Genomic DNA, 23,268 nt, shown 5'->3' on the forward strand with positions numbered 1-23,268 from the left:
ATCTACTCCCCTCTATTTTCAAAAAAACTGCCTAGCTCTATTTCAATTTGCTTGCCCTTGAAGTCTACATCCTGCAGTTTTGCAAGCGATACATATTCATCTACCAAACGCTCAGAAACATCCGCTGTCGTTTCTACCAGTACGCCGCACCCTACTACGGTTGCACGGAATTCCTGCAACAGATCAATCATGCCCCGCAAAGTCCCGCCAGCTTTCATAAAGTCGTCCACAATGAGGACGCGAGACTGCTCAGCCAAACCGCGACGAGCGAGTGACATGGTTTGAATTCTTTTACTGGAACCCGATACATAGTTAATGCTCACTACTGAACCTTCCGTTACCTTGTTGTCACGGCGGACAATCACAACAGGCACATTCAAAAACATAGCCGTCGCATACGCAAGTGGAATCCCCTTTGTTTCCACCGTCATGACGACATCCACATTTTTATCCGCATAAGCGGTTGCAAAGAGCTTTCCGATCTTCGCCATCGTTTGTGGATTTCCGAGAATGTCGGACATGTACAAGTATCCACCTGGCAAAAGTCTCTCTGGATTAGCGAGTTGACCGATCAGTTCGCGCATGAAGTGAAGGGCCTCTTCCGTTTTGACCTGTGGAATATACTTCACTCCGCCTGCCGCTCCCGCCACCGTTTTCAACAAGCCTACCCCTTGGACTTCAAAAGCCTCTTTGATGATAGACAAGTCTTCACTGATGGATGATTTCGCTGCGCCGTATTGTTCCGCGAACAGAGTGAGAGGAGTCAGCGTATGGGGATGGGCGAGCAAGTGCTGCGTCATGTCAACCAGACGTGCACTTCTGCGCAATTTCTTCATGGCTCTTCCTCCAAAACCGAATATTATGCTGATAATGTATCATTTCCATACGGGTTTATGCAAGTATTTCCCCATCTTGAGCGCCTAACATTCGGACAACAAACACATCTTTGACAAAACCTCGCAACGCATTGTAGATCCGATGTACTTTCGCTTCCTTTTGCACAAGAGCAAACACAGTAGGGCCACTACCAGACATCAGGACACCATCTGCCCCCGAAGCGACCATGAGATCCTTGATCTGTTTTACTTGTGGATGGAGCGAGAGTGTGACGTTCTCCAACACATTCCCAAGTGATTGGCACATGAGTGAAAAGTCTTGGGTCGCGATGGCTTGCAGCATTTGTTGGGTATCGGGATGATTATCGATCTGGGCCACACGCAGGTTTCCGTATACATCCGGGGTAGATACTCCGATAGGCGGCTTAGCTAGAATGACCCAGCACGGTGCAGGCGCTCCCAGATGCGCAATCTGTTCGCCACGCCCTGTCGCCAGCGCTGTTCCTCCATAAACGCAAAATGGCACATCAGAGCCAATTTCCGCCCCGATTTTAGCCAGCTCATCCCTGGTCAACCCGAGATTCCACAATTGGTTCAAGCCGCGCAGTGTTGCTGCTGCATCACTGCTGCCACCTGCCAGTCCAGCCGCAACCGGAATTTGCTTGTCGATATACAAGTGTACGCCCTGGCGTACTTGAAATTTTTCTTTCATGAGCGTTGCCGCTTTATATGCGTGGTTACGAATATCATCTGGTACGAAGCTGGCAGAACAGTCCAGCGTAATCTCACCATCTTCGCGTAGAGTCATGTCCACACGATCTGCCAAGTCTACGGTTGTCATCACCATTTCTACTTCGTGATAACCGTCCGGCCGTTTGGCAAGCACGTCGAGAGTCAAATTTATTTTGGCCGGAGCTTTGACCGAGATACGCACGTAATTCACCTCTGCCTACTTTCTAAATTTCCTAGTCTCTTATTGTAGCATAGGCAAACTCTCCCATGCCACTTGATCAATTAAAAAGAATAGGATCGAGATCATTATGGGTATTTAGAAAATTCAGCTCTCTTTACAGGAAAAAAGCCGGGTTGCCCCGGCCCTGTCAACGAGTGTTTATATGGTGAGAAACGTCCGTACGATCAAACCCAAACGTTACAATCGCTTAGCGGCTAATGCTTCCTCAGCAAGCTGAACAGCGCGCTTGACCATGTTACCCGCGTCCCGTGTCGTGATGCCTCCCCAACCCTCGGCTTTTACCGTATCGTAAAACCCAAGCTCTTTGGCCAGTTCCATCTTAAACTGCTCTGACATCAGTCCTCGTCTGCGACCCATAGCACCCTCCTTCTCGTTGACAGGCTTAGTGTGCTCCATGCCGCTCTTTTTATTGCTTCAACCAAATGTTCAGAGCTTTTCGATATAAAAAACAAAACAGTAGAACCCAAAAGGGCTCTACTGTTGTACAAATGTGATGCGGATGTGCTCATTTTCACGGCACACCGTCAATTCTACTGTTTCCGTCAAGATGTCAGCATAGCTGTAAGATACCCGCTCAAAGAGTTGGTCGTCATCCAGCTTTACCACAAACACAGATGGGTAAGTTTCTTCGAGGATGCCACTACGTTCAACGGTTTTGCGGCGACCGCCATTAGCCTTCAGCAGGATGCGCTCACCAATGTGTCCGTCTAAACTACGTTTAATGTCAAGTAATGCGTTTCTTGCCATTGTTCCATCCACCTCGCTTACATCTAGTATAACAGCTCCCTTATATTTTGTCAAAGAAATAAAAAATTATAGCAACCCTGCAGATATTTTGTCAACGGGGTTTTTTTCATAAAAAACGTAGATATTTGTCAAAAGATATGCATAACGGGCATAAATACGCAAAAACCCCCATTCTTGGGTGATCTCGCCCAAAAATAAGGGGGTCGTCTACACGATTTACGTAATCAGTCCGCGGCGCATACCTTCGTTCGCTAGGCGGGCAAATTCGTCCAAACTGAGTGTTTCACCTCGTCGAGTCGGATCGACCCCGATGTCAGTGAGCATCTGTATTACTTCATCCTTTTGGGTTTTAGGAAACAGTCCGTTCATTAGGTTGTTCAACAACGTCTTACGGCGCTGTGCAAACGAGCTGCGTACCACCCGGAAAAACACATCCTGGTCGTCTACTTCCACTGGCGGACGATCTCTTACCTTTAAGCGAATCACTGCCGAGTCGACATTCGGACGCGGAATGAACACACTTGCAGGCACAATCATCGCTACTTCTGTTTCGGCATAGAATTGAGCTGCGACTGAAAGAGAGCCATAGTCTTTCGTTCCTGGTTTGGCTGCAATCCTCTCTGCCACTTCCTTTTGAATCATGACCACGATGTTTTCGAGGGGTAATCTCTCTTCCAGCAACTTCATCAGGATGGGTGTCGTCACATAGTAAGGCAGATTTGCCACTACGCTCAGCTTTTCCACTCCTGTCATCTTTTCTTCTATTAACTTCTTCAGATCCAGCTCCAGTACGTCCCCATGAACGACTTCAATATTTTCATAGGGTGACAGCGTGTCCTGCAAAATAGGCAAAAGACGCTGGTCGATTTCGATCGCCATCACTTTTTTGGCTGCTCGTCCCAATTGCTCCGTCAGCGCACCGATACCGGGCCCAATTTCAATCGCTCCCTTTTCCTTGGTAAGGTCTGCCTCTGAAACAATGTTATGTAAAATGTTGGTGTCTATCAGGAAGTTCTGGCCCAGACTCTTCTTAAAAGAAAAGCCGTACTTCTCCAATACTTCTTTTGTGCGCGTAGGTGTCGCAATATCCTTGCCCGCTATTTGGGTCATGGCTTACTCCCTCTCTTTGTTGATGGCCGTAATGGCCGCTTCGAATTCTGCTCGACTGATTTGGAAGGCATTGAGTCGCTGCAGCATTTGCTTGGCGTTGGCATATCCGATCCCCAATGCTTCTCCCAGCTTAATTCTGCGTTCTTTGGCATCTACTCCGGACGTCAGGCCATTTGCCAACAGATCGTCAGAGGTAATCTCTCCAGCCGTTTCCGCCATTTCGGTACGTACTTCTGAAAGCGCTCGAATAATCACGTCAGGTGTCGCGTTCTCAACGCCGATGTCGCCCTTTTTGGTCCCATCCTCCTGGGTAATAAATGCATGCTTGCAGCCTGGAACCGACTTGCTGATAATTTTTCGGATGCGCTCCCCTTGATAATCAGGGTCTGTAAAAATAATAACACCGCGTTTTTGTTGCGCCAGCCTGATTTTTTCAATCGTTCTTTTATGAATAGCAGAACCGCCAGTTTCAATCGTATCGGCATTAACCGCACGCTTGATTGCTGCGGTATCGTCTCGTCCTTCCACCACGATGACTTCCTTGATCTTCATCATGTGCTCCCACTTTCGTACAAAGTCGGTACGATACTAGTGTTCCAAAAAAAACCGTACCCAAAGCCAAAAATACATGAAACATTTGGTAAAAAGGATCGTCTAACTAACAAACAGCTTATCACAATAACCTTGTAGGAAACAGAAGAACAGGAGCAATCGCTCCTGTCCTAAGGCTTCTGTGGTCCAATGATATATACAGTTTTGTTTCGCTTGCGACCGAATTTCCTCGCCTCGGATTCCGTGCCTACAAATACGTCGATTTTGCCGCCTTTCATGGCACCACCCGTATCTTCAGCTCGACGATACCCAACACCTTCAATGTACACCCACCATCCATACGGAATGACTTTAGGATCTACAGCGATTGTGTGACCTGTCTTGGCTTTTACCCCTGTCGATGTGCGTCCATATCCTGGAGAGCTTGGGTGTTTTCCACCTCCCGAAGGAGTATAAGCAGTCAGGGTAACCCCGTTCAGTACTTTTTTCGGCCTAAACACTTTTCCACCACGCGAGACCGGACCCGCTGCAGAAGCAACCAGGACCCGATCTGGTTGACCCTTTTTCTGCAACATGGGGACTGCGGTACCCACGGCTACGACATTATCTTTCTTCGGTACAAGTACATCTTTTTTGACCAGATCACGGGAGACTTCTTTTCCATCTTCCATGACTAGCTTATAGTGTGCAATTGCCTTACCTTCTTGCCCGCTCTGTAATACGCGGGTCTTACCTTTTTCCAGCGCTGGATCATTTTTGCGTATTTCTTGAAAGATGACTCGCTCATCGACTTTTACCATTTTCTCAACAACCCGCTTTACGCTGATCGAGGAGTCCTTGGTAAGTGTAGCGGTCAATGCCGGTTCTACCCGGTCCTTCTCACCTAGCACGATGCCGCCGTCCTTCAACGCACCAGCAACATCACGACTAAGTGTCTCTATCGTTTTTTTCTGCCCGTCAACCTGGACTGGTATGGACCAGGTTGTATATAAAGTAATGAGCGCTCCGTCTTTTAGCTTCGTCTCTGGTGTCGGTTGAAGGGAATCCTTTTCCGTTACCGTAATGTTTCGCTCGGTTAAGAACTGCTCAACGGTCTTGGCTTTTGTAGCGACCGTCTTGCTTTCTCCGTCCAACGAAAAAGTGACCTGTTTTGGCTGAGTAGCCTGGGCAGAGAAATAGCCAATCATGGGAACGAGCACAAGAGCAAGGCAGCCAAACAAGACTAGCCCACGATTCTTATACCTTTCCCATATCGCGCGTAACTCCATTTCCCACACTCCTTTTCCTAGAAAAGCACGAGGCTCTTCTTGTCTAGCCAGGTAAGGGTCGATGTAATTGCACTAATATTCTGGAAGTGGCCGGTACTTCACAAGGTCGGCTTTGATTGTATTTCACTTTCCCGGCTTTGTCAAATTTACCCTCCCTTTTGGCTGAAGCGATAATGGTACCAGACTAGCAAAATAGGCATGGCGAATGGTAGCAGAAACCTGTCGAGAAGCCATGTCGGATGGACAATAATCGTTCGACACATTGTTCATCGTATGCGTCGACAAAATAGAGTAGAACCCGGTTACATCACACAAAAAAAACGGGAAATCACATGATCAATCGTGATTTCCCGTTTTTATTAACTGTTCATGCGAAAAAGACGTCTGGCATTGTCTGCGGTAATTTGTGCCATTTCCTCGTAAGACAAACCATGAATGTTCGCCATTTCCTCACAGACGTAGCGCACATATCCACTCTCATTTCGCTTCCCGCGGAAAGGATGCGGAGTGAGATACGGGCAATCTGTCTCTATCAACAGCTTGTCTAGCGGTACCTTGGCTGCTACTTCTTTTGGCTGCTTGGCATTTTTGAATGTAAGCGGACCACCGAACGAAATATAAAAATTCATATCGAGTGCCTGCTTCGCTGTTTCCCAGCTGCCAGAGAAGCAGTGCATAATGCCGCCAACATCTGCTGCCTTCTCTTCTTTCAGGATCGTCAAAACGTCTTGGTGCGCATCGCGATTGTGGATGATAATCGGCATGTCGAGCTTGCGAGCCAGACGAATCTGCTTGCGGAATACCTCTGCCTGCACATCACGTGGCGACGTATCCCAGTAGTAGTCCAAGCCCATTTCACCCAATCCCACTACTTTCGGATCACGACTGAGTTCCTCGATCCATTCTAGGTGTTCGTCTGTCATGTCCTTGGCGTCTTGTGGATGCCAACCGATGACGGAGTAAATAAAGTCATACGCATGAGCCAAATCCATGCAGCTTGGAATTGTTTCAGCGTTGAATCCGATGTTCACAATCGTACTGACGCCATTTTCTTGCGCACGAGCAATGACCTCTGCACGATCTTCATCGAATTCCTTCGCATTTAGATGAGCATGGGTTTCAAATAACAAGATAGGTCCTTCCTTTCCTTGCCCTCGTTACTTCACGATTGCTCCGTTTGGCATACTTGGGTCTACAGTCGCAAGTGTCAACTGATCTCCTGCCGACGCTGCCAAGATCATCCCTTGAGACAGCTCACCGCGAAGCTTCACTGGCTTCAGGTTAGCTACGAGGATCACTTTTTTGCCGACCATATCTTCTGGGGAGTAGTATTTCGCGATACCAGAAACAACCTGGCGCTTCTCGTAGCCGAGATCCAATTGCAGAACCAACAGTTTGTCAGCATTTGGATGCTTGGCACACTCCACTACCTGTGCGACGCGTAGCTCTACTTTTCCAAAATCGTCGATGCTGATTTCTTCTTTTGCATCAGCTGGTTTGTCCGTTGCTGCTTCTGTTTGGTTGGTGTTTGTCTCACTCACAGGTGCTTCCCCTTTCAAAGCTGCTTGCTTTTTCTTGTTTTCCTCTGCTTGGCGACGTGCCTCTGCTGTCGAATCGTCGATGAAAGCCAGTTCTGCTTGAACATCCAGACGAGGGAAGAGCAGTTCCTTGCGGCTAACGGTGCTTCCAGCAGGCAATCCACCCCATACGCTTGCAGATTCCCAGCTCGTTGCTTCTTCGTTGCCCAAAATACCCAGTTGGTCCCAAATTTTCGCTGGTGCTTTGGTCATGAACGGTTGGATCAGCACGGAGCTAATGCGGATGCTTTCCACCAAATTGTACATAACGGTTGCCAGACGACCTTTGGTTTCTTCGGTTTTTGCCAAATTCCAAGGCATAGTCTCGTCGATGTATTTGTTTGTACGTCCCACCAGTTCCCAGATGTGAGCCAGTGCGTTGGAGAAGCGCATTTCTTCTATATGTTCTTCCACCAGCGCCTTTGTTTTCATCGCCAGGCCGATCAAGCTGTCATCCGGCTCTCCTGCATCCTGTGGAGCTGGAACGATACCATCGAAATATTTCTCAATCATCGTAGCCGTACGGCTCAGCAAGTTTCCGATGTCATTAGCCAAGTCGTAGTTCAGACGCTGTACGAACGATTCTGGCGTGAAGATGCCATCCTGACCAAAGTTGATTTCACGAAGCAGGAAGTAGCGAACGCCGTCAGAACCGTAACGGTCGATCAAAACCTTCGGATCAATGACATTGCCCTTGGATTTTGACATTTTTCCATCCGGCATCAAAAGCCAGCCATGACCAAAAATTTGTTTTGGCAACGGGATATCCAGTGCCATCAACAGGATTGGCCAGTAGATCGTATGGAAGCGCAAAATGTCTTTTCCAACCATATGAACATTGGCAGGCCAGAAGTTACGGTATTTGCTGTCATCCTCGGACAAATAGCCGAGAGCAGAAATATAGTTCGTCAATGCATCGATCCATACGTAAATGACGTGCTCTGGATCGCTTGGCACTTTGATTCCCCAGTCAAATGTACTGCGGGATACGGACAGATCCTGGAGACCTGGCTTCAGGAAGTTGTTGATCATTTCGTTGCGGCGGCTCTCCGGCTGAATAAATTCAGGGTTTGCTTCGATGTGCGCAAGCAGTCTGTCCTGATACTTGGACATGCGGAAGAAGTAGTTTTTCTCCTTCACCTTTTTCACTTCGCGGCCACAGTCTGGGCAAGCATACCCGTTGTCCGTTTTCGCTTGGGTTTCTGTCCAGAAAGCCTCGCAAGGTACACAGTAGAAACCCTCGTACTCGCCCAAATAAATATCACCTTGGTCGAGCAGGCGCTGGAACACTTTTTGTACGACCTCTTTATGACGAGGCTCTGTGGTACGGATGAAATCATCATAAGAGATGTCCAGCTTTTGCCACAGATCCTTTACCCAATCGACAATCGGGTCGATGAATTCGAGCGGTTGCTTGCCATCTTCGGCTGCACGCTCTTGGAGCTTTTGACCATGCTCATCTGTCCCTGTCAGGTAATACACATCATAGCCGCGCAAACGCTTATAACGAGCCATAGCATCACACGCGATTGTGGTGTAGGCGTTACCGATGTGGAGTTTGTTACTCGGATAGTAGATCGGTGTAGTGATGTAATAAGTAGGTTTCATTGCAACTATTCCCCTCCTGTTTACGTTTATTAAAATAAGGAAAAGCCCACCCCAAAAAAATTGGGGCGAGCTCTATCTCGCGGTACCACCCAAACACTCCGTCCCCTCACGGAAAACGGACTTGGTGAGTCAAAGCATGACTCTACCCGTAACGTGGGCATACGTCACAGACTACTGGGTACGGTCAATGCCGTCACTGTTCATCTGCAAGACTCAGGGTCCATGTTCAGCTTACTCACTTATACCGGTTTTCAGCTACCCCGGCTCTCTGAAATAAGGAGGATCGGCTTACTCTTCCCATCATGGTCGTTTGCTATCATTTGCTGTATTTATCCTCTATTGTACACGACCAACCTGTTTTGTAAACATCCACGGCAAGCCCATTTTCCTGAGGAATTTTATCGCTTGCTTCACACCAACTTTACAAATTACAAGAAGAAAAGAGAAAACTTGGAGTTTTTGTCGAATCGTCATGTTGAGTTTCGACATTCGTCGACTTATTCGACACCCAATAATCCCAGTAAATTTTATCCATAAAATTTTCCATATCACTTCCAACTTTTTGAGAAACACTGATTTAACAGCGTTTTCGTTTTGAAAAAACATTTTACTTTTCAAGGAATTGTCAAAATCATGTTGACACCTTTGGGAATGGCTGGTATGATTATCCCAACAGAAAATGTCGAATATTGACGATAAATGATGAGTGTATAACAATAGCATCGACATATACAGATTTTGGGAGGAGATTTTAACTATGATGAAATCAACCGGTATCGTTCGCAAAGTAGATGAATTGGGTCGTGTTGTTATTCCAATCGAATTGCGCCGCACTCTGGGTATCGCTGAGAAAGATGCTTTGGAAATCTACGTTGACGGAGAGCGCATCATCCTGAAAAAGTATGAGCCTGCTTGTATCTTCTGTGGAAACGCTGACAAAGTATCTCACTTTAAAGGTAAAATTGTGTGCCAAGATTGCCTGACAGAAATGCCTGTTAAACGCTAATATCATTTGTTTACATAAACATGCCTTTGTGGGACGAGCCTCACAAAGGCTTTTTGTTTGCTATTTTTTCTTCAACAGCGCTCGGAAGAAGAACAGCCTAGGCGCATACAAATCAGAATAGACCACATCAGCCGGCATTTCAAAGGATACATCGCCAGAAAACTGTAGCCCTACCTCCGCCAAAACTTGCTGCAGTCGCGCTAAATTAATCAGCGGGTAATCAAAAGTGAGTACGAGCTGCCCATCGTCTTTTAACACTCTGTGAAATTCGCGGAATGCTTGCACCATAATCGGGTCTTCGAGATGCTCGAGAACAGAGATACAAAATACAGTATCAAACTTTTGGTTCGAATACGGCAAGTAGGTCAAATTGGCTCGACAATAATGAATACCGTCAAAATAATGCGCAGGCAAGCTGTCTGCTACTCTTCCCCCAAATACCTCCATAATATCTTGATAGATCGCTTCCTTAGACAATATCCGATTATCGAGATCACAAGCGTGTACTTCTCGACAATGATCAGCCAAATAAAATTTGAATGGGTGGCATATCCCGCATGCCGAATCAAGCACAACCTCATTCGGATTGGCAAACTGTTTAGCCCAGGCATATTCGTACGGTCTACTGTTCCATGTAACCGGCAGCGTAAATATGAAGTGATCGTCTTTTTCATCTGTATTCACAATAAAACGAGAATCACGTATACTCACTGCTGATTCCCCCTTCCTTTCCTTCCGAAAACGCCGTCAGCGCCCCTTACCATCGTATTCACGTACACCGTCGAGATGACGAAAAGAAAAAAGCCGACCGTTTCGGCCAGCTTCGCTCACTCATTGACTTCTATTCACGATGATATTCGTTGTAAACATCTCGTTTGGATACGTTTCGATCATCGGCAGCTTGCTTGATGGCTTCCTTTTTCCCCATGCCTTGTGCGCAGTAATGATCCACATGCTCCACGATACTCAGCGATTGCCACCATGTATCATCGACTTCGGCTTCCAGCGGACCGGTGTTCCCTTCGACAATGACACAAAACTCACCGCGCACCTCGCCGCTTCTGAGCCATTCCAACAGCTCGTCCAACGTCCCACGCACAAATTCCTCGTAGCGCTTTGTCAGTTCTCTCGCCAGAACAGCTCGCCGATTCCCCCACGCTTCCTGCATGGCAACAAGCGTCTTTTCCACCCGATGGGGAGCTTCATAAAAAATCAGCGTTTCTGGATATCGCTTCAGTCGTTCCAGCTCTTCGCGTCTTTCTTTGTTTTCGCGGCCCATAAATCCGCAAAATACGAAGCGATCCGTAGGAAGACCTGAAGCAATCAAAGCTGTCAAAGCCGCATTGGCACCTGGAACGGGGATGACAGAGAATCCCGCTGCGGTCGCATCTCGTACCAGCTCTGCACCCGGGTCGGAAATAGCCGGCAAGCCAGCATCGCTTACCAAGGCAATCTTCTTGCCCTCAGCAAGCCACTGCAACAGCCCATTTCCGCTGGCTTCCTTATTATGCTCGTGATAGCTGACCGTACGTTTTTCGATTTGAAAATGATTCAGCAGCTTTCTTGTCTGGCGCGTATCTTCACACGCGATGACATCGACTTCACGCAACGTATTTAGACACCGCACCGTGATATCATCGAGATTGCCGATAGGTGTTGCCACCAAATAAAGGACTCCTGCTTCTTCTGACGCAAAACTGCGTTGCACATTCATTCGGAGGCCCCTCCAATCAATTCTTCTTTTTTCTTGCGCGTTAATCGTTTGATGCTCTCTTCACGCTTAAGACCCCAGGAACGGTCTGCCCCTTCTTCCCAATAGAGCAGCTCCACTGGCCCGCGGCCTCTCGTATACTTGGCACCTTTTCCTTCATTATGAGCAGCCAAGCGGCGAATCAGCTCTGTCGTATATCCGGTGTAGAGTGTCCCATCCGCACAAGACAGGATGTAGACATAGTGACTCTTACTCGAGGGAATCTCGTCTGCCATAATAGATTTCCTGTAGTTCTTCACAGTATTGCTCTCCATTTTCATACACAATCAGCGGCGGCTGAATTCTCAGCTCCGGCTTTCCACCCCTTATTCCCTCGATCAGAACCATATTCGGCTCTGCTTCCTTGCGCGGGTAAACCAGACGCATCCGTTTCGGCTCGATGCCGTATTGGCGCATAAGCGAAATGATGTCGATCAAACGCGTGGATCGATGCACGAGCGCCAGCTTCCCACCGTTTTTTAGCAACTGACTCCCCACGCGAATGACATCCTCCAAGGACAGCATAATCTCATGCCGCGCGATCGCAAAGTGCTCGCTGATGTTTTTCTCCCCACTGGTCGAAGGCATATACGGCGGATTGCACGTGATCAAATCGTACTTCCCGTGCCCAAACAACGACACCGCATCCTTCACATCGCCATGATGCATCGTAATTCGTTCGTTCAAGCCATTCAATGTCACATTGCGGCTTGCCATGCTGAACAAACGCTCTTGAATTTCGATTCCATCAAAACTGGCTTCTGGCGTACGCGTGGTCATTATGAGTGGTATCGCCCCATTGCCCGTGCACATATCCAATACTTTTCCGCGCTTTGGCACCGATGCGAATCGCGCTAAAAGAACCGCGTCCATCGAGAAGCAAAACACTTCGTGGCTCTGAATGATTTTCATTTCATGTGTCAATAAATCATCGATGCGCTCTGTTTCGTAAAGCGGCACGTTGGTGACAGGTTCCATCTACGGCTCGTACTCCCTTTTGTTCTTGTCTTATTATTCCTATCCGGAAAAAAGCGACCTGACACGTGGCCCAGGTCGCTTTTTCATGTGGTGCTGGTTACTCACCGCTTATTTTTGAGGGCCGCCGCTCAGGAATGAGAGACAGAACAGGCAATCCCCTTCTTTTCGCAGGCTGCCGAAATGCACGTTGCAGATATGAAATCCTTCCGCGTACAAACGGGCGAGGTTGTCATATCCTTCTCCGACCACTGCCTTTTTGGCTTTTTCCTTCGCGACAGGGCTTGTTCCCTTTTGTTTTGCTTGGGAGCCGGTCTTTTTCCTGTCTAGTCGGTTGCGAAGGTGCTGGTTTTCAACGAGTAATTGGGCGTTTTCCTCCATCAAAACAACGATGACGTCTTTCAGTTCACCAATTTCTTTATAAAGGTCACCAATACGTTCTTCAATGCTCGCCATCTTGACGAAGATTTCCCGTTTGTCCACTAGCTCACCTCTCCCCTACCCCCACGCTTTATTCAAAGGTGGGGAGACCTATCGCAATCTCATCCAATCCAAATTCGGTGACTCGCTTGTCGATTGAAAGCTCTACTTGGACAGATTGATCAAGTACGTTTACGGAAACGACTCGTCCATTTCCCATCGGGGTGGTGACCACTTTGCCAATGTCTGGCATCTCATCCTTCGAGCTTTCATAGTTGTCATTCTCGTATTTTAAACAGCACATCAACCGGCCGCATAGACCAGAGATTTTGGCTGGATTCAACGAAAGATTTTGGTCCTTGGCCATTTTGATCGAGACAGGCTCGAAATCGCCGAGGAACGTCGAACAGCAAAGCAACCTGCCACAAGGTCCAATCCCGCCAAGCATTTTGGCTTCGTCACGCACACCGATCTGGCGAAGCTCAATCCGGGTACGGAATACGGAGGCGAGGTCTTTTACCAGCTCACGGAAATCAACCCTGCCATCAGCGGTAAAATAAAAGATAATCTTGTTGCGGTCAAACGTGTATTCTACATCGACCAGCTTCATTTCGAGCTTGTGCTCTTTGATCTTCGTCTGACATACAGCAAAAGCATTCTTGGCGGCTTGCTTGTTTTCATCCACCTGTTTTGCATCTCGCTCGTCTGCCATCCGAATGACCTTTTTCAGCGGCAATACGACATCAGACTCAGCTACTTCTTTTTTGCCAATGACGACCTTGCCAAACTCGACCCCTCGCGCCGTTTCAACGATAACGGTGCAGTCTTGCTCAATCGGCAGTCGGTCAGGGTCGAAGTAATATATTTTGCCCGCTTTTTTAAAGCGGACCCCAACAACCTCGTACAAGGGTTATCCCTCCTGGAATTGAAGAACCAACCGCTCAAGAGCCAACTGTGCGTTGGCATTTCGCTCTATCCGATTTTTCGTCTCCATGACCAAATCTATCCCACGCAAGAGCTCAGCTTTTGTCCATACCAGTGCTTGTCCTTGCAGCACATCCTGTTGGTCGCTGTTAATGAGATGGGCATGCCTGCCTACTTGCAAATACAGGATATCGCGCAGCCAAAGGATGAGCAAATCTAAAAAGAGGGGTAGTTCCTCTTTACTTTTGTCGCTCTTTTGCAACATATCATGGATCGTTAAGAGTGCAGATGAATTGCGCTGTTTGCACTCCTGCACCAATTGTATCACTAGATTTCTTAGCTGTGCAAACGATTCTGATTGGCTGAGTGTCATGGCTTCTTCCACATTTGTCGTAATGTGGGAAGCAACCTGCGCCATTCCCGCCAAAACGCCCTCTGCACGCAACTTTTCCGCAATCGATTCCGCAGAAACTGGTGAAAATTGAACGATTTGGCATCGAGATAAAATCGTAGGAAGAATCGCATGGCTGTGCTCTGTTAAAAGCAGTGCCAGTACACCAGCGGGCGGTTCCTCCAGAAACTTGAGCAGGCTGTTGGCAGCCTGTGTCGTCATTTTATCGACGTGCTCGATGATATATACCTTGCGTGACGACTCGACGGCGCGCATCGCCATTTCTTTTTGCAATGAACGGATCTGGTCGATTTTAATCGAAGCCCCATCAGGCGTAATAAACAACACATCCGGGTGATTGCCACCCTCTATGCGCCTGCATGTAACACAGGCCCCGCAGGCGTCTGCCTCCCTTTCCGAACAAAAAAGGGACTTCGCCAGATGCAGGGCCATTTGCTTTTTACCTGAACCTTTGGGACCCGCCAGCAAGTAGGCGTGTGCCAGTCGTTCGTTGCGCAAACTATGATACAGCAGTTCCTGTGCTCGTGGCTGCTGAGAAAAACGGGTCCATGTCATGATGGTTTCACACCCACTAAAAATACAAATTGATCAACATGCCGCGGATTTCGCCAATCCTGGCTAACAAATCAATCGTTGGTGCCTGCTCGCTCAAGAGCTCATCTGTCAGTTTGAGCAGCTCTGCATCCACCTCTTTGACGATTTTGTACAGCCTGCTGCGACCACGCCGATTCATTCCTCGTCTATCGTCCAAGGCAATGCCGAACTTCACAGCCTCTTCCATGAACTGCTTGACGAGATTTTTATAAGCATAGAAGTCACGAACGGCGCGAGAACGAGCAAGAATCTGTCCCTGCCTGTCTATGTCTGTCAGTAGCCGGGTAAGCTTCTCCTGAGACATACGTTCGTCTTCTCCTTGAATCATCGTGCCAAAATTCAGCTTTTCCAGTTGAGGATTCTTACGTGAATCCGTCGTTTTAATTAAGTCCAGTTTAGGCCGTAACCCATCACTGATTTTCATATCGCCACCTCCGTCGCCCGATCCAATACAGGGTTTATCCCCATGAGATCAAGTATATACGAAAGTTGCGAAAAAAGAGAGAAGGAACCACGTTAAAATGAGTGGAACTCTCCGACATCCAATACAAATACTGCCGCACCACCCACCTGTACTTCCAGTGGATATGGCATGAACGAGTCTACAGCATTACTGAGTGGAGAGACGGGAGTGACCATTTGTTTGCGGGATTTGCAATTATGCGCAATGATGTCGATTACTTCCGGCACGCTTTCGTCAGACGTACCGATCAAAAAAGTTGTGTTACCGGCGCGTAAAAAGCTACCAGTACTAGCCAGCTTCGTAGCACGAAAACCTTTTTTCACCAGTTGTTGAGACAGACGACCACTATCTTTATCTTGGACGACCGCAACTACCATTTTCATCGGCTATCACCCTTTCTCCCATGATCAATTCCCAATTTAACTTCTTCATTGTATGAAAAACGCGTAGGCTTGGTACGTTATTTCGCTTAAACATATTATACAGCATGTACATCATCCTGCGGTACAGGGAACCTTACAGCTTGATCAAAAGACGACTTTTTGAACGGCCTTTTATAACCTGTCTAGCAGTGCCTGTAGGGCAGATTGATATACATGTTCCATCGGCTGCTCGGCATCAATCACGACAAAACGTTCTGGGTCGCGTTCCATAACCAGCTGATACCCTTCCCGAACAAGCTCATGGAAACGCATCCCTTCCAGATCGAGACGATTCACTTCGCGTCCACGGGAGGCATTAATCCGCGCCAATCCGATTTCGGGCTGTACATCAAAGAACAAGGTCAATTCCGGCATGCAGTCACCGACAGCAAATCGGTTAATCTGGTAGACAGCATCAATGCCCAATCCCCGCGCATGTCCTTGATAGGCAAGACTGCTGTCGATAAAACGGTCGCACAGTACCAGCTTGCCCTCTGCCAAAGCAGGTAACACCTTTTCCGCCAAATGCTGGCCACGGGCTGCCGCATACAAAAGAGCCTCCGTTCTTTCATCCATCTGCGTGTGGGCCGGATTCAAAATAATTTCCCGGATTTTTTCGGCGATATCAATTCCACCGGGCTCACGAGTCAAAAGTACATCGACTCCCCGCGCCTTCAGCTCTTCGTACAGCTTGGCGATGACGGTGGATTTCCCAGCCCCTTCTCCGCCTTCTATCGTAATAAATCGGCCTTTCTTTCCTGTTGCCACTTCCATACTCCTTCCACCCCTGTTGTAGCAGGCCAGTTGCTTAGATTATCGTAAAACCTGTATCGTTTGTAGCTGGTCGTCCTGTACGCCATGGAATCGCGTTTGTCCTCTCGCCAATTCCTTCAGCATCGCCAGACTTTCTTCATCGATCCGCTCGCCTGGCACCAGCACTGGAATACCTGGCGGATATGGAATCACCATCTCTGCCACAATTCGTCCCAGAGCCTGCTCCAAAAGAATCGACTCCCTCGGGCAGTCAACGGCTTCATGCATCGGCAATGCCTGCTCGCGCAAATAATGGGAAGACACGACTCCCGTCAAAAGAACACGTTCCTCCCCCGGTTCTACTTGTGGCGCCATCGTTTCAAGCAGTCTCCACAAAGCATCCAGGTCACGGGAGGATGTTCCTGTCGAAGCTGCAAGGAGTACATGAGAGTCATCCGCCAGCTCCGAGAAAATCCCGTGCTTTTCCATCGACTTCTGCAACTCAAATCCACTGAATTGGGCCGTTCGCAAATGGAAAAACAGCTTCAACGGGTCAAGCGTAGTGTATACGCTGTTCGTGGACAGTCGCGGCCAATCCAGCCACTCCAGTCGATCGAGTCGCTCCCGAAACTTCTCCAAAAGCGGCAACAACCTGTTCCACTCTTCGGTTGCCGCAAGCGCCAGATGACGTCTGGCTAAATCGAGTGAAGCCATCAGCACATACGACGGGCTGGAAGACTGAAGCATAGCCAGATGTCGGAACAACCGTTCACGATCAATCCGCTCCCCCTGAATATGCAACATCGAGGACATCGTCATTGCCGTTCCCATTTTGTGTGTCGATTGGACCGAAGCATCCGCACCTTCCTGCATAGCAGAACGCGGAAAGGCAGGATGGAACCCATAGTGGGCACCGTGAGCTTCGTCTATCAAAAGCGGTACGGCAAACCGATGGACCGTAGCCGCCATTTTCGCCAAATCGATACCCATTCCATAGTAGGTAGGATTCGTCAAAAACACTGCCTTGGCATCGGGGTGTGCAAGTAGCGCACGCTCTACATCTTCGCGCCTTACACCCGCTGCGACTCCTGTTGCCAAATCGACGGCAGGTACTAAAAAGATCGGGGTTGCTCTCGCCATCATAATGCCGTTGAATACAGACTTATGGCAATTGCGTTGTACGAGAATCTTGTCGCCCGGTCTGCATACCGTCATGATGAGGGCGATATTTCCTACTGTACTTCCTCCGATCAAAAACTTGGTCTGTTCCGCATGGAAGGCTTGCGCCGCCAAATCCTGCGCTTCTGCAATGACACCTTGTGGCTGATGCAGGTCATCTGTCCCGCTAATTTCCGTTACGTCCAGCTCCAATATGTCTTGAAAGCGATTTTTGGCATAGTTGTCAAAGCTGTGGCCCATTTTATGTCCTGGCACATGAAACGGATGCGGCCGATGCTTGGCGTGCCGTTCAAGCTGTTCATAAAGGGGCGCACGCTTTTGTCGCTCCCGAAATTCAACATCTCTCTCCAACGCGCGACTCACGTCCTTTATTTTTATTCCCCTATTTTAGCATGATTTGGACACGCATGAGGCCAGCAAAAAAAAGACACCGGAATGCACCGATGCCTTCTTTCTTCACGCATCTTTTCGCAACCAAATGCGTCTCATCTGATGAATAAAAAATGGATACTTTTCATCCTGTACATCGGTATTGACCATTTCCTGTTCGCACCGTTGACAGATAAACTGCTCACAAATGGCGATTCCGTCATTCTGCTCCTGTTCACAGACGATACATCGCTGAGCAACTTTTTCCATAGTGAAAACGCCTGCCCTTTTCCTCAATATATCAACCATTATACCCTATTATAATCAGCATCATTCCCAAACGTTCGTGTTTTCGCCGATAGCTCGGTAGGCTTGGAAATAGGACCGGGCTTCCTGCACAGGGAAACAAGCTGCCGCATCAATGACGTAGGACTGCCTCATCGCGTTAACCAGCTCGGGTAACGGCAGCTCGGCAATGGTCGTTCCCGCGGCATTTCCGATCACGAGCAAATCCGCATCCTTTACAGCATCCTGCCACGAATCGTACAGCGTCCAACGCGTTATCCTTTTGTTCGGAATTGGCTTGTCCTCCCCGGTGTACACCGCAACGTCTTTTTCAGCCAACCAGTCAGAAGACATATGCTCCCATAGCGAGTCCTCCCCCCAAAGTACGATCCGCTGTATTTTCGCATTTTGTAGAACGAGCCTGCATTCTTTTTCAAGCCATCGAACGATGAGGGAAGAGTCCTGGCGGGAAGGATAGAGCCAGCCCTGACCGATTCGTTTGTCCATACCGAGCGCGCGACTGACTTGCAGCAGAGAAATTCCTTTCTTATCACAGCTGGCACCAAGTTCGATGTAAAACTGCTCCTTCCACGCCAAATAGCGAGGGAATTGCCGAAGCACTTCATCCACTTCGCGCATTCCGCATACCATCGATACAAGTGAGTAGCCAGCGAGCTGCTTACAGAGAAAACGCATCCATCTCCCATTGGGTTCTCCTCCAAGCAAAGCACTCTCGTGGGTAAATAACGCCATGCGAATGATCTCATGCTCCCCGGTGTGCTCGTATTGGGCATGTAAAGTATTCGCCCAGTCGTATGGCACGTCGCTTCCGTAGACAAGTGTGAGCCATGGTCCCGTTCCCAGCTTTCGCACTCTTCCCTGCAAAAGCTTGCCATCAGTCTCTTTTGTCAGTAGAAATCCATCAGCGACTTCATCTATGAAATCTGCTTGGTAAACAGACAGCTCAATCCCACATGCTCCAAGCTCATTGCCGAATCTGGTTACGACCTCCTCTGAAATGACCCATAGCCTCACGCTTTCCTTCCCTCCTCATTACGCCCTACCGAATCAGTTTCCATATCATTCCTTTTATCCTACCCATAACAAAAAGCCGTCAATCCAGTCATGCTAGACAAACGGCTTGTTTCACTCCTTGTATGAGCTTTCTCAAGATTTGCGACTGTGCGATAATGGAAACGCAGACTTTCATTCATCCAGAACGCTGTAAAAGGAAGTGACTTCTCATGAAGGAAACCGCCGCCCATACGATCTATAGCTACAAGCTGCTCTATCGTTTTCGCTGGCGACTCGTCGGCTACCTTTTTCAACTGTTGTTAATAGGCTTGTCCCTTATTTCGCACTCATTTATGCTACAAGTCCCCGCTTATACGCTGATTGTGACGTTAGCGATTTTACCTGTAATACCGATCAGTCATTTGGTCTTTTTTCGACTGTATGCCCTTCTACGCGGCCATAAACCTAAGACAACTGCCGATATGCTCGTCTCACCGTGGTGGGGGGCAGGCTATCCACTTCCCATCCCGCTATCTGTCTATCGGGGTAGTGAGCTCACGGTAATCGTGGGAAGTATGGCGATAGCAGCCGGGGCTTATGTGTGGCTTTCGAAAGGATACGCGCTCACCTTGATCACCGGAACGTTGATCGTTGCGCTGCCACGCCTCCTCGCCCTCCTTGCTTCCTTTCGTCAGCCAAGTCGTAGCCGGGTGAAATACGAGGATCGCGGCGTTGCTTTTTTGCTTACCGATGGATAACCGAATCGATACACCTTTACATAACCCATAGCTTGATGACAATCAACGCCGCCAATCCAGGCAAACGGAGAAGTCCGACGAGCAGAGCCGTCACCGGGTTGATCGGGATGTGGAAGTTAGCCAGCTCTCCAACCAGATTGGTGAAAAACAGCAATAGTGCGCCAATCACGACTTGCATGATCCCAAATCCAATCCACCTAATCGGGCCCGTGACAGATTTGCTGACGGCAATCACCAGCAAAATTCCAACTACAATCAGTGCTATAACCCACCCTGTAGTCATCGGCTTTTCCTCCTATGCTTGTTGGCGATTCCTCTCGCGCTTTGCTTGCGCGAGCAAATACATATACCGCTTTTCGGTCACATGCAAATAATAAATGACATCATCCAAACCGCCATCCGGTTCACTGATCTCCACAAGATGGCGGGCATGCTGCCAATTCATTCGCGCCTGATTGACTGCCACATCCAAGCTCGCTTCATTCCATTCCACTACGAACCGCGCTTTTTTTCTCCACCTACTCACCCGCTAGCTTCCCCCTCACTGAAAGTAGTACAGTACTCCAGTCATGTTGTTCACCGCATGCAACAAAACAGCTCCCCAGATCGATTGGTACCGATGTCGAACGAATCCGAGTAGAAGTCCAATGACAAAAAGCGGAGCGAACAGAGCGATATCCATATGCAAGAGCCCAAACCAGAAACTGCTCAGGAAGATACCCATAAAGGGCCCGATTCTCCGAACCAAATAAGTCTGAATCACGCCGCGAAACAAAATCTCCTCCGCAATCGGAACCAATATGCCAATAACCAGCAGTGAGGTGAGCGCCGCCAAAATATCCGTTTCTTTCGCCTGCACAATCTCTTTTTCGATCAGCTGCTCTCGCTCTGATGACAGAGACAGTCCAAACCAGTCCGCAATCGGGTTCGTCACCACCGCATCCAGCACCAGTGCAATCAAAAGAAACAGGGCAGCGAGCATCAACAGCATCCGGCCTAGTCGTACAGGCCGGCGAACGCCGATTTCCCCCAGTCTTCCACGAAACCACAGCGGAATCAAAATCAACAGGAACAGTTGAAAAATAGCTGATTCCAATATCCCTCCGATCGTACCGGTGGAAAAGAAGGTACCTTCCAGTAAAAACCCATACAACAGTAGTACGCCTGTTTGAAACACATGCAGCCAAGCAACAATATGCAGTACATCATTCCCTGTAAGCTGGTCATACTGCCATAGCCATGACGTCTTCTGCCGTCTTTCTCGGAGCAAGCTCACAATGAAGCCAACGGTCGCGATGAAGCTAAATACCGTCACTGCAAATGCAAGTAATCCTAGCCATACCTCCGGTTGCCCAACGGTGCTAGCGACCCACTTTCCGTCTTCCCCCTTGTGAAAACGAATCATCGATAACTCCGCAGTAAACATGAGCCAATACCCAATAAACAGCATGATCGCCCATGGAGTGGACTTTTGTCGCCGTATCCCACTCGCAAGCGACAGTCCTGGTCCTGTCAGCATCTCCTCACGCTCCTATTTCACTGTATGTCTCGTCCATTCAAAAAAGTCCGGCATTTCTATCAGGATTGCAAAGCTTTTATCTTTGCTTCTGCTACTTGCTTGAGATATTCATTGCGCGTCCACAAAAACCGCGTCATATACGCCTCCAAGAACAACCAATCCGCAAGCTTCCCCAAAATACCCAGCGGAGATGTGTAGTCAAAAATATCGATCATCCTCGTTTGGTTGTCCGTTATCGGAATGAACTCATGCGTGTGATGAAACCGTTTGAATGCGCCAGAAACCATCTCATCCACGAAATAACACGGTTCCTCCATCTCTGTGATTTTCACCGTCAAATTCTGCTTGATACCGAAGTGAATGGCTTCCCAGGTAACCGTCTCCCCCAGGTTTATCAGTCCGCTCGTTACTCCTCCAATCGCTCTCTCCTTCGTGCTGGAAGTGGATTCCATATGCAAATCAATGCTTCTGGCAGCATCGAAGCAGACTTGTCGCGGAGCATCTATCAAAAACTCCATACGAATAACCGGCATACTGCATCCTCCTCTTGAAACGAAAAAAAAGACAGGCAGACCCCGTCTTCTTTTCTATCTTTATCGTACGATATATTTAAAAAGTCGTCCTTTCAGCACCGAGAAAGTGGCGAGAACCTGAAGAAGGAGGAGTGGAGTGTAGGGGACCTACATGAACACCAGACTTCGAAGGTGAACGCCAATTTCGATGTCGAATGATCAGCCTTAAACTACATCGTGATCAAAGGACGACTTTTTAAATTTCCTTTTACATTTCCTTTATAGGTCGCGTCTGCCTTCCAATGCTTTGGTCAGCGTCACTTCATCGGCGTACTCCAAATCTCCACCGACTGGCAAGCCGTGCGCGATACGTGTCACGCGAATGCCAAAAGGTTTAATCAGCCGGGAAATGTACATCGCTGTCGCTTCCCCTTCGATATTCGGATTGGTCGCCAAAATGACTTCCTTCACCTGCTCATCACCGAGGCGCTTCAACAGGTCGGGAATGCGAATATCCTCCGGGCCGATCCCATCCATAGGAGAAATCGCCCCGTGCAAAACGTGATAATACCCTTCAAACTCTCTCGTCTTCTCCATCGCTACCACGTCTCGCGGCTCTTGCACTACACAGATGACTGAGCCGTCACGACGTTTGTCCCGACAAATATGACATGGATCGAGATCGGTAATATTGTTGCAGACCGAGCAGTAATGAAGCTGACGCTTGGCATTGACCAATGCTTTTGCCAGATCAAGTACGTCGTCCTCTTTCATATTGAGCACAAAAAAGGCAAGCCGCCCAGCCGTTTTTGGACCAATGCCGGGCAATTTCATAAAACCATCAATGAGCTTTGAGACCGGTTCTGGATAAAACATCGCCTACTCCTCTTTTCCTGCCCAATTTTTAGAACAGGCCTGGGATGTTCATGCCTCCGGTAAACTTGCCCATTTCCTTACCTACCATTTCCTCTGCTTTGCGCAGTGCATCGTTCACAGCAGTGAGCACCAGGTCTTGCAGCATTTCTACATCTTCAGGGTCTACTACTTCTGGCTTGATCACGATGTCTTTGATTTGCTTATGTCCATCGATTTTCACAGTGATAGCACCGCCACCAGCAGAGCCTTCCACGATTCTATCTTTCAAGCCTTCTTGCGCTTTTTGCATTTCTTCCTGCATTTTTTTCACTTGCTTCATCATTTGTTGCATTTGCTGCATGTTTTTCATTGAGATATCCTCCCTAA

The 23,268-nt window shown here is 48.4% G+C and carries 30 protein-coding genes and 1 other annotated feature; of the genes, 2 read left to right on the forward strand and 28 right to left on the reverse strand.

Annotated features, from left to right (window positions below):
* Positions 1–2: 2 nt before the first annotated feature.
* From purR to metG, 9 genes are all read right to left on the reverse strand, one after another.
* Entirely contained in the window at positions 3–836 is an 834-nt protein-coding gene (gene purR, locus ACQ5DJ_RS19865; RefSeq protein ID WP_007719934.1) for a pur operon repressor, read from the reverse strand.
* A gap of 55 nt (positions 837–891) precedes the next feature.
* On the reverse strand, positions 892–1,770 hold the full coding sequence (gene ispE, locus ACQ5DJ_RS19870) for a 4-(cytidine 5'-diphospho)-2-C-methyl-D-erythritol kinase (RefSeq protein WP_429843967.1): 879 nt from the start codon (positions 1,768–1,770) through the stop codon (positions 892–894).
* A 216-nt stretch (positions 1,771–1,986) separates the two neighbouring features.
* Positions 1,987–2,166: a small, acid-soluble spore protein, alpha/beta type gene (locus ACQ5DJ_RS19875; RefSeq protein WP_017246937.1), complete on the reverse strand. Its 180-nt coding sequence runs from the start codon at positions 2,164–2,166 to the stop codon at positions 1,987–1,989.
* Positions 2,167–2,283: 117 nt separating this feature from the next.
* Positions 2,284–2,556 carry a biofilm formation stimulator Veg gene (veg, locus tag ACQ5DJ_RS19880; RefSeq protein WP_005830485.1) on the reverse strand — a complete coding sequence of 91 codons (273 nt, stop codon included), beginning with the start codon at positions 2,554–2,556 and terminating at the stop codon, positions 2,284–2,286.
* A 216-nt stretch (positions 2,557–2,772) separates the two neighbouring features.
* Positions 2,773–3,666: a 16S rRNA (adenine(1518)-N(6)/adenine(1519)-N(6))-dimethyltransferase RsmA gene (rsmA, locus tag ACQ5DJ_RS19885; RefSeq protein WP_429843968.1), complete on the reverse strand. Its 894-nt coding sequence runs from the start codon at positions 3,664–3,666 to the stop codon at positions 2,773–2,775.
* A 3-nt stretch (positions 3,667–3,669) separates the two neighbouring features.
* A complete protein-coding gene (rnmV, locus tag ACQ5DJ_RS19890) occupies positions 3,670–4,218 on the reverse strand; it encodes a ribonuclease M5 (protein ID WP_047074537.1) in 549 nt (182 codons plus the stop codon).
* Between the two features lie 170 nt (positions 4,219–4,388).
* A complete protein-coding gene (locus tag ACQ5DJ_RS19895) occupies positions 4,389–5,486 on the reverse strand; it encodes a ubiquitin-like domain-containing protein (RefSeq protein ID WP_429843969.1) in 1,098 nt (365 codons plus the stop codon).
* A 359-nt stretch (positions 5,487–5,845) separates the two neighbouring features.
* Entirely contained in the window at positions 5,846–6,616 is a 771-nt protein-coding gene (locus ACQ5DJ_RS19900; protein ID WP_429843970.1) for a TatD family hydrolase, read from the reverse strand.
* A 27-nt stretch (positions 6,617–6,643) separates the two neighbouring features.
* The gene (metG, locus tag ACQ5DJ_RS19905) at positions 6,644–8,671 is read right to left on the reverse strand and encodes a methionine--tRNA ligase (protein WP_017246932.1); all 2,028 of its coding nucleotides are present in this window, start codon (positions 8,669–8,671) and stop codon (positions 6,644–6,646) included.
* Between the two features lie 58 nt (positions 8,672–8,729).
* Positions 8,730–8,984 (reverse strand) — a binding site (T-box leader).
* 444 nt (positions 8,985–9,428) lie between these two features.
* Here metG and ACQ5DJ_RS19910 point away from each other — a divergent pair.
* Positions 9,429–9,677, forward strand: a complete 249-nt coding sequence (locus tag ACQ5DJ_RS19910) for an AbrB/MazE/SpoVT family DNA-binding domain-containing protein (RefSeq protein WP_007719913.1) — start codon at positions 9,429–9,431, stop codon at positions 9,675–9,677.
* A 60-nt stretch (positions 9,678–9,737) separates the two neighbouring features.
* Here the strand turns inward: ACQ5DJ_RS19910 and ACQ5DJ_RS19915 are convergent, their stop codons facing one another.
* The 13 genes from ACQ5DJ_RS19915 to ACQ5DJ_RS19975 all read right to left on the reverse strand — a co-directional run bounded on the left by ACQ5DJ_RS19915 (position 9,738) and on the right by ACQ5DJ_RS19975 (position 19,258).
* Positions 9,738–10,388, reverse strand: a complete 651-nt coding sequence (locus tag ACQ5DJ_RS19915) for a class I SAM-dependent methyltransferase (protein WP_429843971.1) — start codon at positions 10,386–10,388, stop codon at positions 9,738–9,740.
* Between the two features lie 130 nt (positions 10,389–10,518).
* Positions 10,519–11,391: a 16S rRNA (cytidine(1402)-2'-O)-methyltransferase gene (gene rsmI / locus ACQ5DJ_RS19920; protein ID WP_429843972.1), complete on the reverse strand. Its 873-nt coding sequence runs from the start codon at positions 11,389–11,391 to the stop codon at positions 10,519–10,521.
* A complete protein-coding gene (locus tag ACQ5DJ_RS19925; RefSeq protein WP_007719905.1) occupies positions 11,388–11,663 on the reverse strand; it encodes a GIY-YIG nuclease family protein in 276 nt (91 codons plus the stop codon). Before ACQ5DJ_RS19925 ends, rsmI begins: the two co-directional genes overlap by 4 nt.
* On the reverse strand, positions 11,638–12,405 hold the full coding sequence (locus ACQ5DJ_RS19930; protein ID WP_429843973.1) for a tRNA1(Val) (adenine(37)-N6)-methyltransferase: 768 nt from the start codon (positions 12,403–12,405) through the stop codon (positions 11,638–11,640). The genes ACQ5DJ_RS19925 and ACQ5DJ_RS19930 overlap by 26 nt, the downstream gene beginning before the upstream one ends.
* Before the next feature lie 108 nt (positions 12,406–12,513).
* Positions 12,514–12,885, reverse strand: coding sequence for a DNA replication initiation control protein YabA (yabA, locus tag ACQ5DJ_RS19935; RefSeq protein WP_012683858.1), 372 nt, complete (start codon positions 12,883–12,885; stop codon positions 12,514–12,516).
* A 28-nt stretch (positions 12,886–12,913) separates the two neighbouring features.
* Entirely contained in the window at positions 12,914–13,729 is an 816-nt protein-coding gene (locus ACQ5DJ_RS19940; protein WP_429843974.1) for a PSP1 domain-containing protein, read from the reverse strand.
* 3 nt (positions 13,730–13,732) lie between these two features.
* Positions 13,733–14,713, reverse strand: coding sequence for a DNA polymerase III subunit delta' (gene holB, locus ACQ5DJ_RS19945; protein WP_144618318.1), 981 nt, complete (start codon positions 14,711–14,713; stop codon positions 13,733–13,735).
* A gap of 16 nt (positions 14,714–14,729) precedes the next feature.
* Positions 14,730–15,176 (reverse strand): YaaR family protein, encoded by a 447-nt coding sequence (locus tag ACQ5DJ_RS19950; RefSeq protein WP_007719898.1) that lies wholly within the window; start codon positions 15,174–15,176, stop codon positions 14,730–14,732.
* A gap of 92 nt (positions 15,177–15,268) precedes the next feature.
* Positions 15,269–15,598 (reverse strand): cyclic-di-AMP receptor, encoded by a 330-nt coding sequence (locus tag ACQ5DJ_RS19955; RefSeq protein WP_007719896.1) that lies wholly within the window; start codon positions 15,596–15,598, stop codon positions 15,269–15,271.
* Between the two features lie 171 nt (positions 15,599–15,769).
* Complete coding sequence (gene tmk, locus ACQ5DJ_RS19960; protein ID WP_017246923.1) at positions 15,770–16,411, reverse strand: dTMP kinase; 642 nt, start codon at positions 16,409–16,411, stop codon at positions 15,770–15,772.
* Between the two features lie 39 nt (positions 16,412–16,450).
* A complete protein-coding gene (locus ACQ5DJ_RS19965; protein ID WP_429843975.1) occupies positions 16,451–17,920 on the reverse strand; it encodes an aminotransferase class I/II-fold pyridoxal phosphate-dependent enzyme in 1,470 nt (489 codons plus the stop codon).
* A gap of 105 nt (positions 17,921–18,025) precedes the next feature.
* The gene (locus ACQ5DJ_RS19970; protein ID WP_007719893.1) at positions 18,026–18,208 is read right to left on the reverse strand and encodes a sigma factor G inhibitor Gin; all 183 of its coding nucleotides are present in this window, start codon (positions 18,206–18,208) and stop codon (positions 18,026–18,028) included.
* 60 nt (positions 18,209–18,268) lie between these two features.
* Positions 18,269–19,258, reverse strand: coding sequence for a hypothetical protein (locus ACQ5DJ_RS19975; protein WP_429843976.1), 990 nt, complete (start codon positions 19,256–19,258; stop codon positions 18,269–18,271).
* 209 nt (positions 19,259–19,467) lie between these two features.
* On the opposite strand from ACQ5DJ_RS19975, the gene ACQ5DJ_RS19980 reads away from it, so the two are divergent.
* Positions 19,468–19,995, forward strand: a complete 528-nt coding sequence (locus ACQ5DJ_RS19980) for a hypothetical protein (protein WP_429843977.1) — start codon at positions 19,468–19,470, stop codon at positions 19,993–19,995.
* Positions 19,996–20,011: 16 nt separating this feature from the next.
* Here the strand turns inward: ACQ5DJ_RS19980 and ACQ5DJ_RS19985 are convergent, their stop codons facing one another.
* The 6 genes from ACQ5DJ_RS19985 to ACQ5DJ_RS20010 all read right to left on the reverse strand — a co-directional run bounded on the left by ACQ5DJ_RS19985 (position 20,012) and on the right by ACQ5DJ_RS20010 (position 23,242).
* Complete coding sequence (locus ACQ5DJ_RS19985; protein WP_012683850.1) at positions 20,012–20,278, reverse strand: pro-sigmaK processing inhibitor BofA family protein; 267 nt, start codon at positions 20,276–20,278, stop codon at positions 20,012–20,014.
* Between the two features lie 12 nt (positions 20,279–20,290).
* On the reverse strand, positions 20,291–20,521 hold the full coding sequence (locus ACQ5DJ_RS19990) for a DUF2508 family protein (RefSeq protein WP_429843978.1): 231 nt from the start codon (positions 20,519–20,521) through the stop codon (positions 20,291–20,293).
* Positions 20,522–20,536: 15 nt separating this feature from the next.
* Positions 20,537–21,514 (reverse strand): CPBP family intramembrane glutamic endopeptidase, encoded by a 978-nt coding sequence (locus ACQ5DJ_RS19995; RefSeq protein WP_429843979.1) that lies wholly within the window; start codon positions 21,512–21,514, stop codon positions 20,537–20,539.
* A 59-nt stretch (positions 21,515–21,573) separates the two neighbouring features.
* Positions 21,574–22,047 (reverse strand): SRPBCC family protein, encoded by a 474-nt coding sequence (locus ACQ5DJ_RS20000; protein ID WP_429843980.1) that lies wholly within the window; start codon positions 22,045–22,047, stop codon positions 21,574–21,576.
* A 258-nt stretch (positions 22,048–22,305) separates the two neighbouring features.
* A complete protein-coding gene (gene recR, locus ACQ5DJ_RS20005) occupies positions 22,306–22,902 on the reverse strand; it encodes a recombination mediator RecR (RefSeq protein WP_017246916.1) in 597 nt (198 codons plus the stop codon).
* Positions 22,903–22,930: 28 nt separating this feature from the next.
* The gene (locus ACQ5DJ_RS20010) at positions 22,931–23,242 is read right to left on the reverse strand and encodes a YbaB/EbfC family nucleoid-associated protein (protein WP_429844007.1); all 312 of its coding nucleotides are present in this window, start codon (positions 23,240–23,242) and stop codon (positions 22,931–22,933) included.
* Between the last annotated feature and the right edge of the window lie 26 nt (positions 23,243–23,268).

Source organism: Brevibacillus sp. FIR094, from assembly GCF_050477165.1.
Taxonomy (GTDB): domain Bacteria; phylum Bacillota; class Bacilli; order Brevibacillales; family Brevibacillaceae; genus Brevibacillus.

Bases quoted from the DNA above. Each gene is read 5' to 3' on its own strand.
- purR (WP_007719934.1), bottom strand. From the start codon at position 836: ATGAAGAAATTGCGCAGAAGTGCACGTCTGGTTGACATGACGCAGCAC.
- ACQ5DJ_RS19875 (WP_017246937.1), bottom strand. From the start codon at position 2,166: ATGGGTCGCAGACGAGGACTGATGTCAGAGCAGTTTAAGATGGAACTG.
- veg (WP_005830485.1), bottom strand. From the start codon at position 2,556: ATGGCAAGAAACGCATTACTTGACATTAAACGTAGTTTAGACGGACAC.
- rsmA (WP_429843968.1), bottom strand. From the start codon at position 3,666: ATGACCCAAATAGCGGGCAAGGATATTGCGACACCTACGCGCACAAAA.
- rnmV (WP_047074537.1), bottom strand. From the start codon at position 4,218: ATGAAGATCAAGGAAGTCATCGTGGTGGAAGGACGAGACGATACCGCA.
- ACQ5DJ_RS19895 (WP_429843969.1), bottom strand. From the start codon at position 5,486: ATGGAGTTACGCGCGATATGGGAAAGGTATAAGAATCGTGGGCTAGTC.
- metG (WP_017246932.1), bottom strand. From the start codon at position 8,671: ATGAAACCTACTTATTACATCACTACACCGATCTACTATCCGAGTAAC.
- ACQ5DJ_RS19910 (WP_007719913.1), top strand. From the start codon at position 9,429: ATGATGAAATCAACCGGTATCGTTCGCAAAGTAGATGAATTGGGTCGT.
- rsmI (WP_429843972.1), bottom strand. From the start codon at position 11,391: ATGAATGTGCAACGCAGTTTTGCGTCAGAAGAAGCAGGAGTCCTTTAT.
- ACQ5DJ_RS19925 (WP_007719905.1), bottom strand. From the start codon at position 11,663: ATGGCAGACGAGATTCCCTCGAGTAAGAGTCACTATGTCTACATCCTG.
- ACQ5DJ_RS19930 (WP_429843973.1), bottom strand. From the start codon at position 12,405: ATGGAACCTGTCACCAACGTGCCGCTTTACGAAACAGAGCGCATCGAT.
- holB (WP_144618318.1), bottom strand. From the start codon at position 14,713: ATGACATGGACCCGTTTTTCTCAGCAGCCACGAGCACAGGAACTGCTG.
- ACQ5DJ_RS19950 (WP_007719898.1), bottom strand. From the start codon at position 15,176: ATGAAAATCAGTGATGGGTTACGGCCTAAACTGGACTTAATTAAAACG.
- ACQ5DJ_RS19955 (WP_007719896.1), bottom strand. From the start codon at position 15,598: ATGAAAATGGTAGTTGCGGTCGTCCAAGATAAAGATAGTGGTCGTCTG.
- tmk (WP_017246923.1), bottom strand. From the start codon at position 16,411: ATGGAAGTGGCAACAGGAAAGAAAGGCCGATTTATTACGATAGAAGGC.
- ACQ5DJ_RS19970 (WP_007719893.1), bottom strand. From the start codon at position 18,208: ATGGAAAAAGTTGCTCAGCGATGTATCGTCTGTGAACAGGAGCAGAAT.
- ACQ5DJ_RS19980 (WP_429843977.1), top strand. From the start codon at position 19,468: ATGAAGGAAACCGCCGCCCATACGATCTATAGCTACAAGCTGCTCTAT.
- ACQ5DJ_RS19985 (WP_012683850.1), bottom strand. From the start codon at position 20,278: ATGACTACAGGGTGGGTTATAGCACTGATTGTAGTTGGAATTTTGCTG.
- ACQ5DJ_RS19995 (WP_429843979.1), bottom strand. From the start codon at position 21,514: ATGCTGACAGGACCAGGACTGTCGCTTGCGAGTGGGATACGGCGACAA.
- ACQ5DJ_RS20000 (WP_429843980.1), bottom strand. From the start codon at position 22,047: ATGCCGGTTATTCGTATGGAGTTTTTGATAGATGCTCCGCGACAAGTC.
- recR (WP_017246916.1), bottom strand. From the start codon at position 22,902: ATGTTTTATCCAGAACCGGTCTCAAAGCTCATTGATGGTTTTATGAAA.
- ACQ5DJ_RS20010 (WP_429844007.1), bottom strand. From the start codon at position 23,242: ATGCAGCAAATGCAACAAATGATGAAGCAAGTGAAAAAAATGCAGGAA.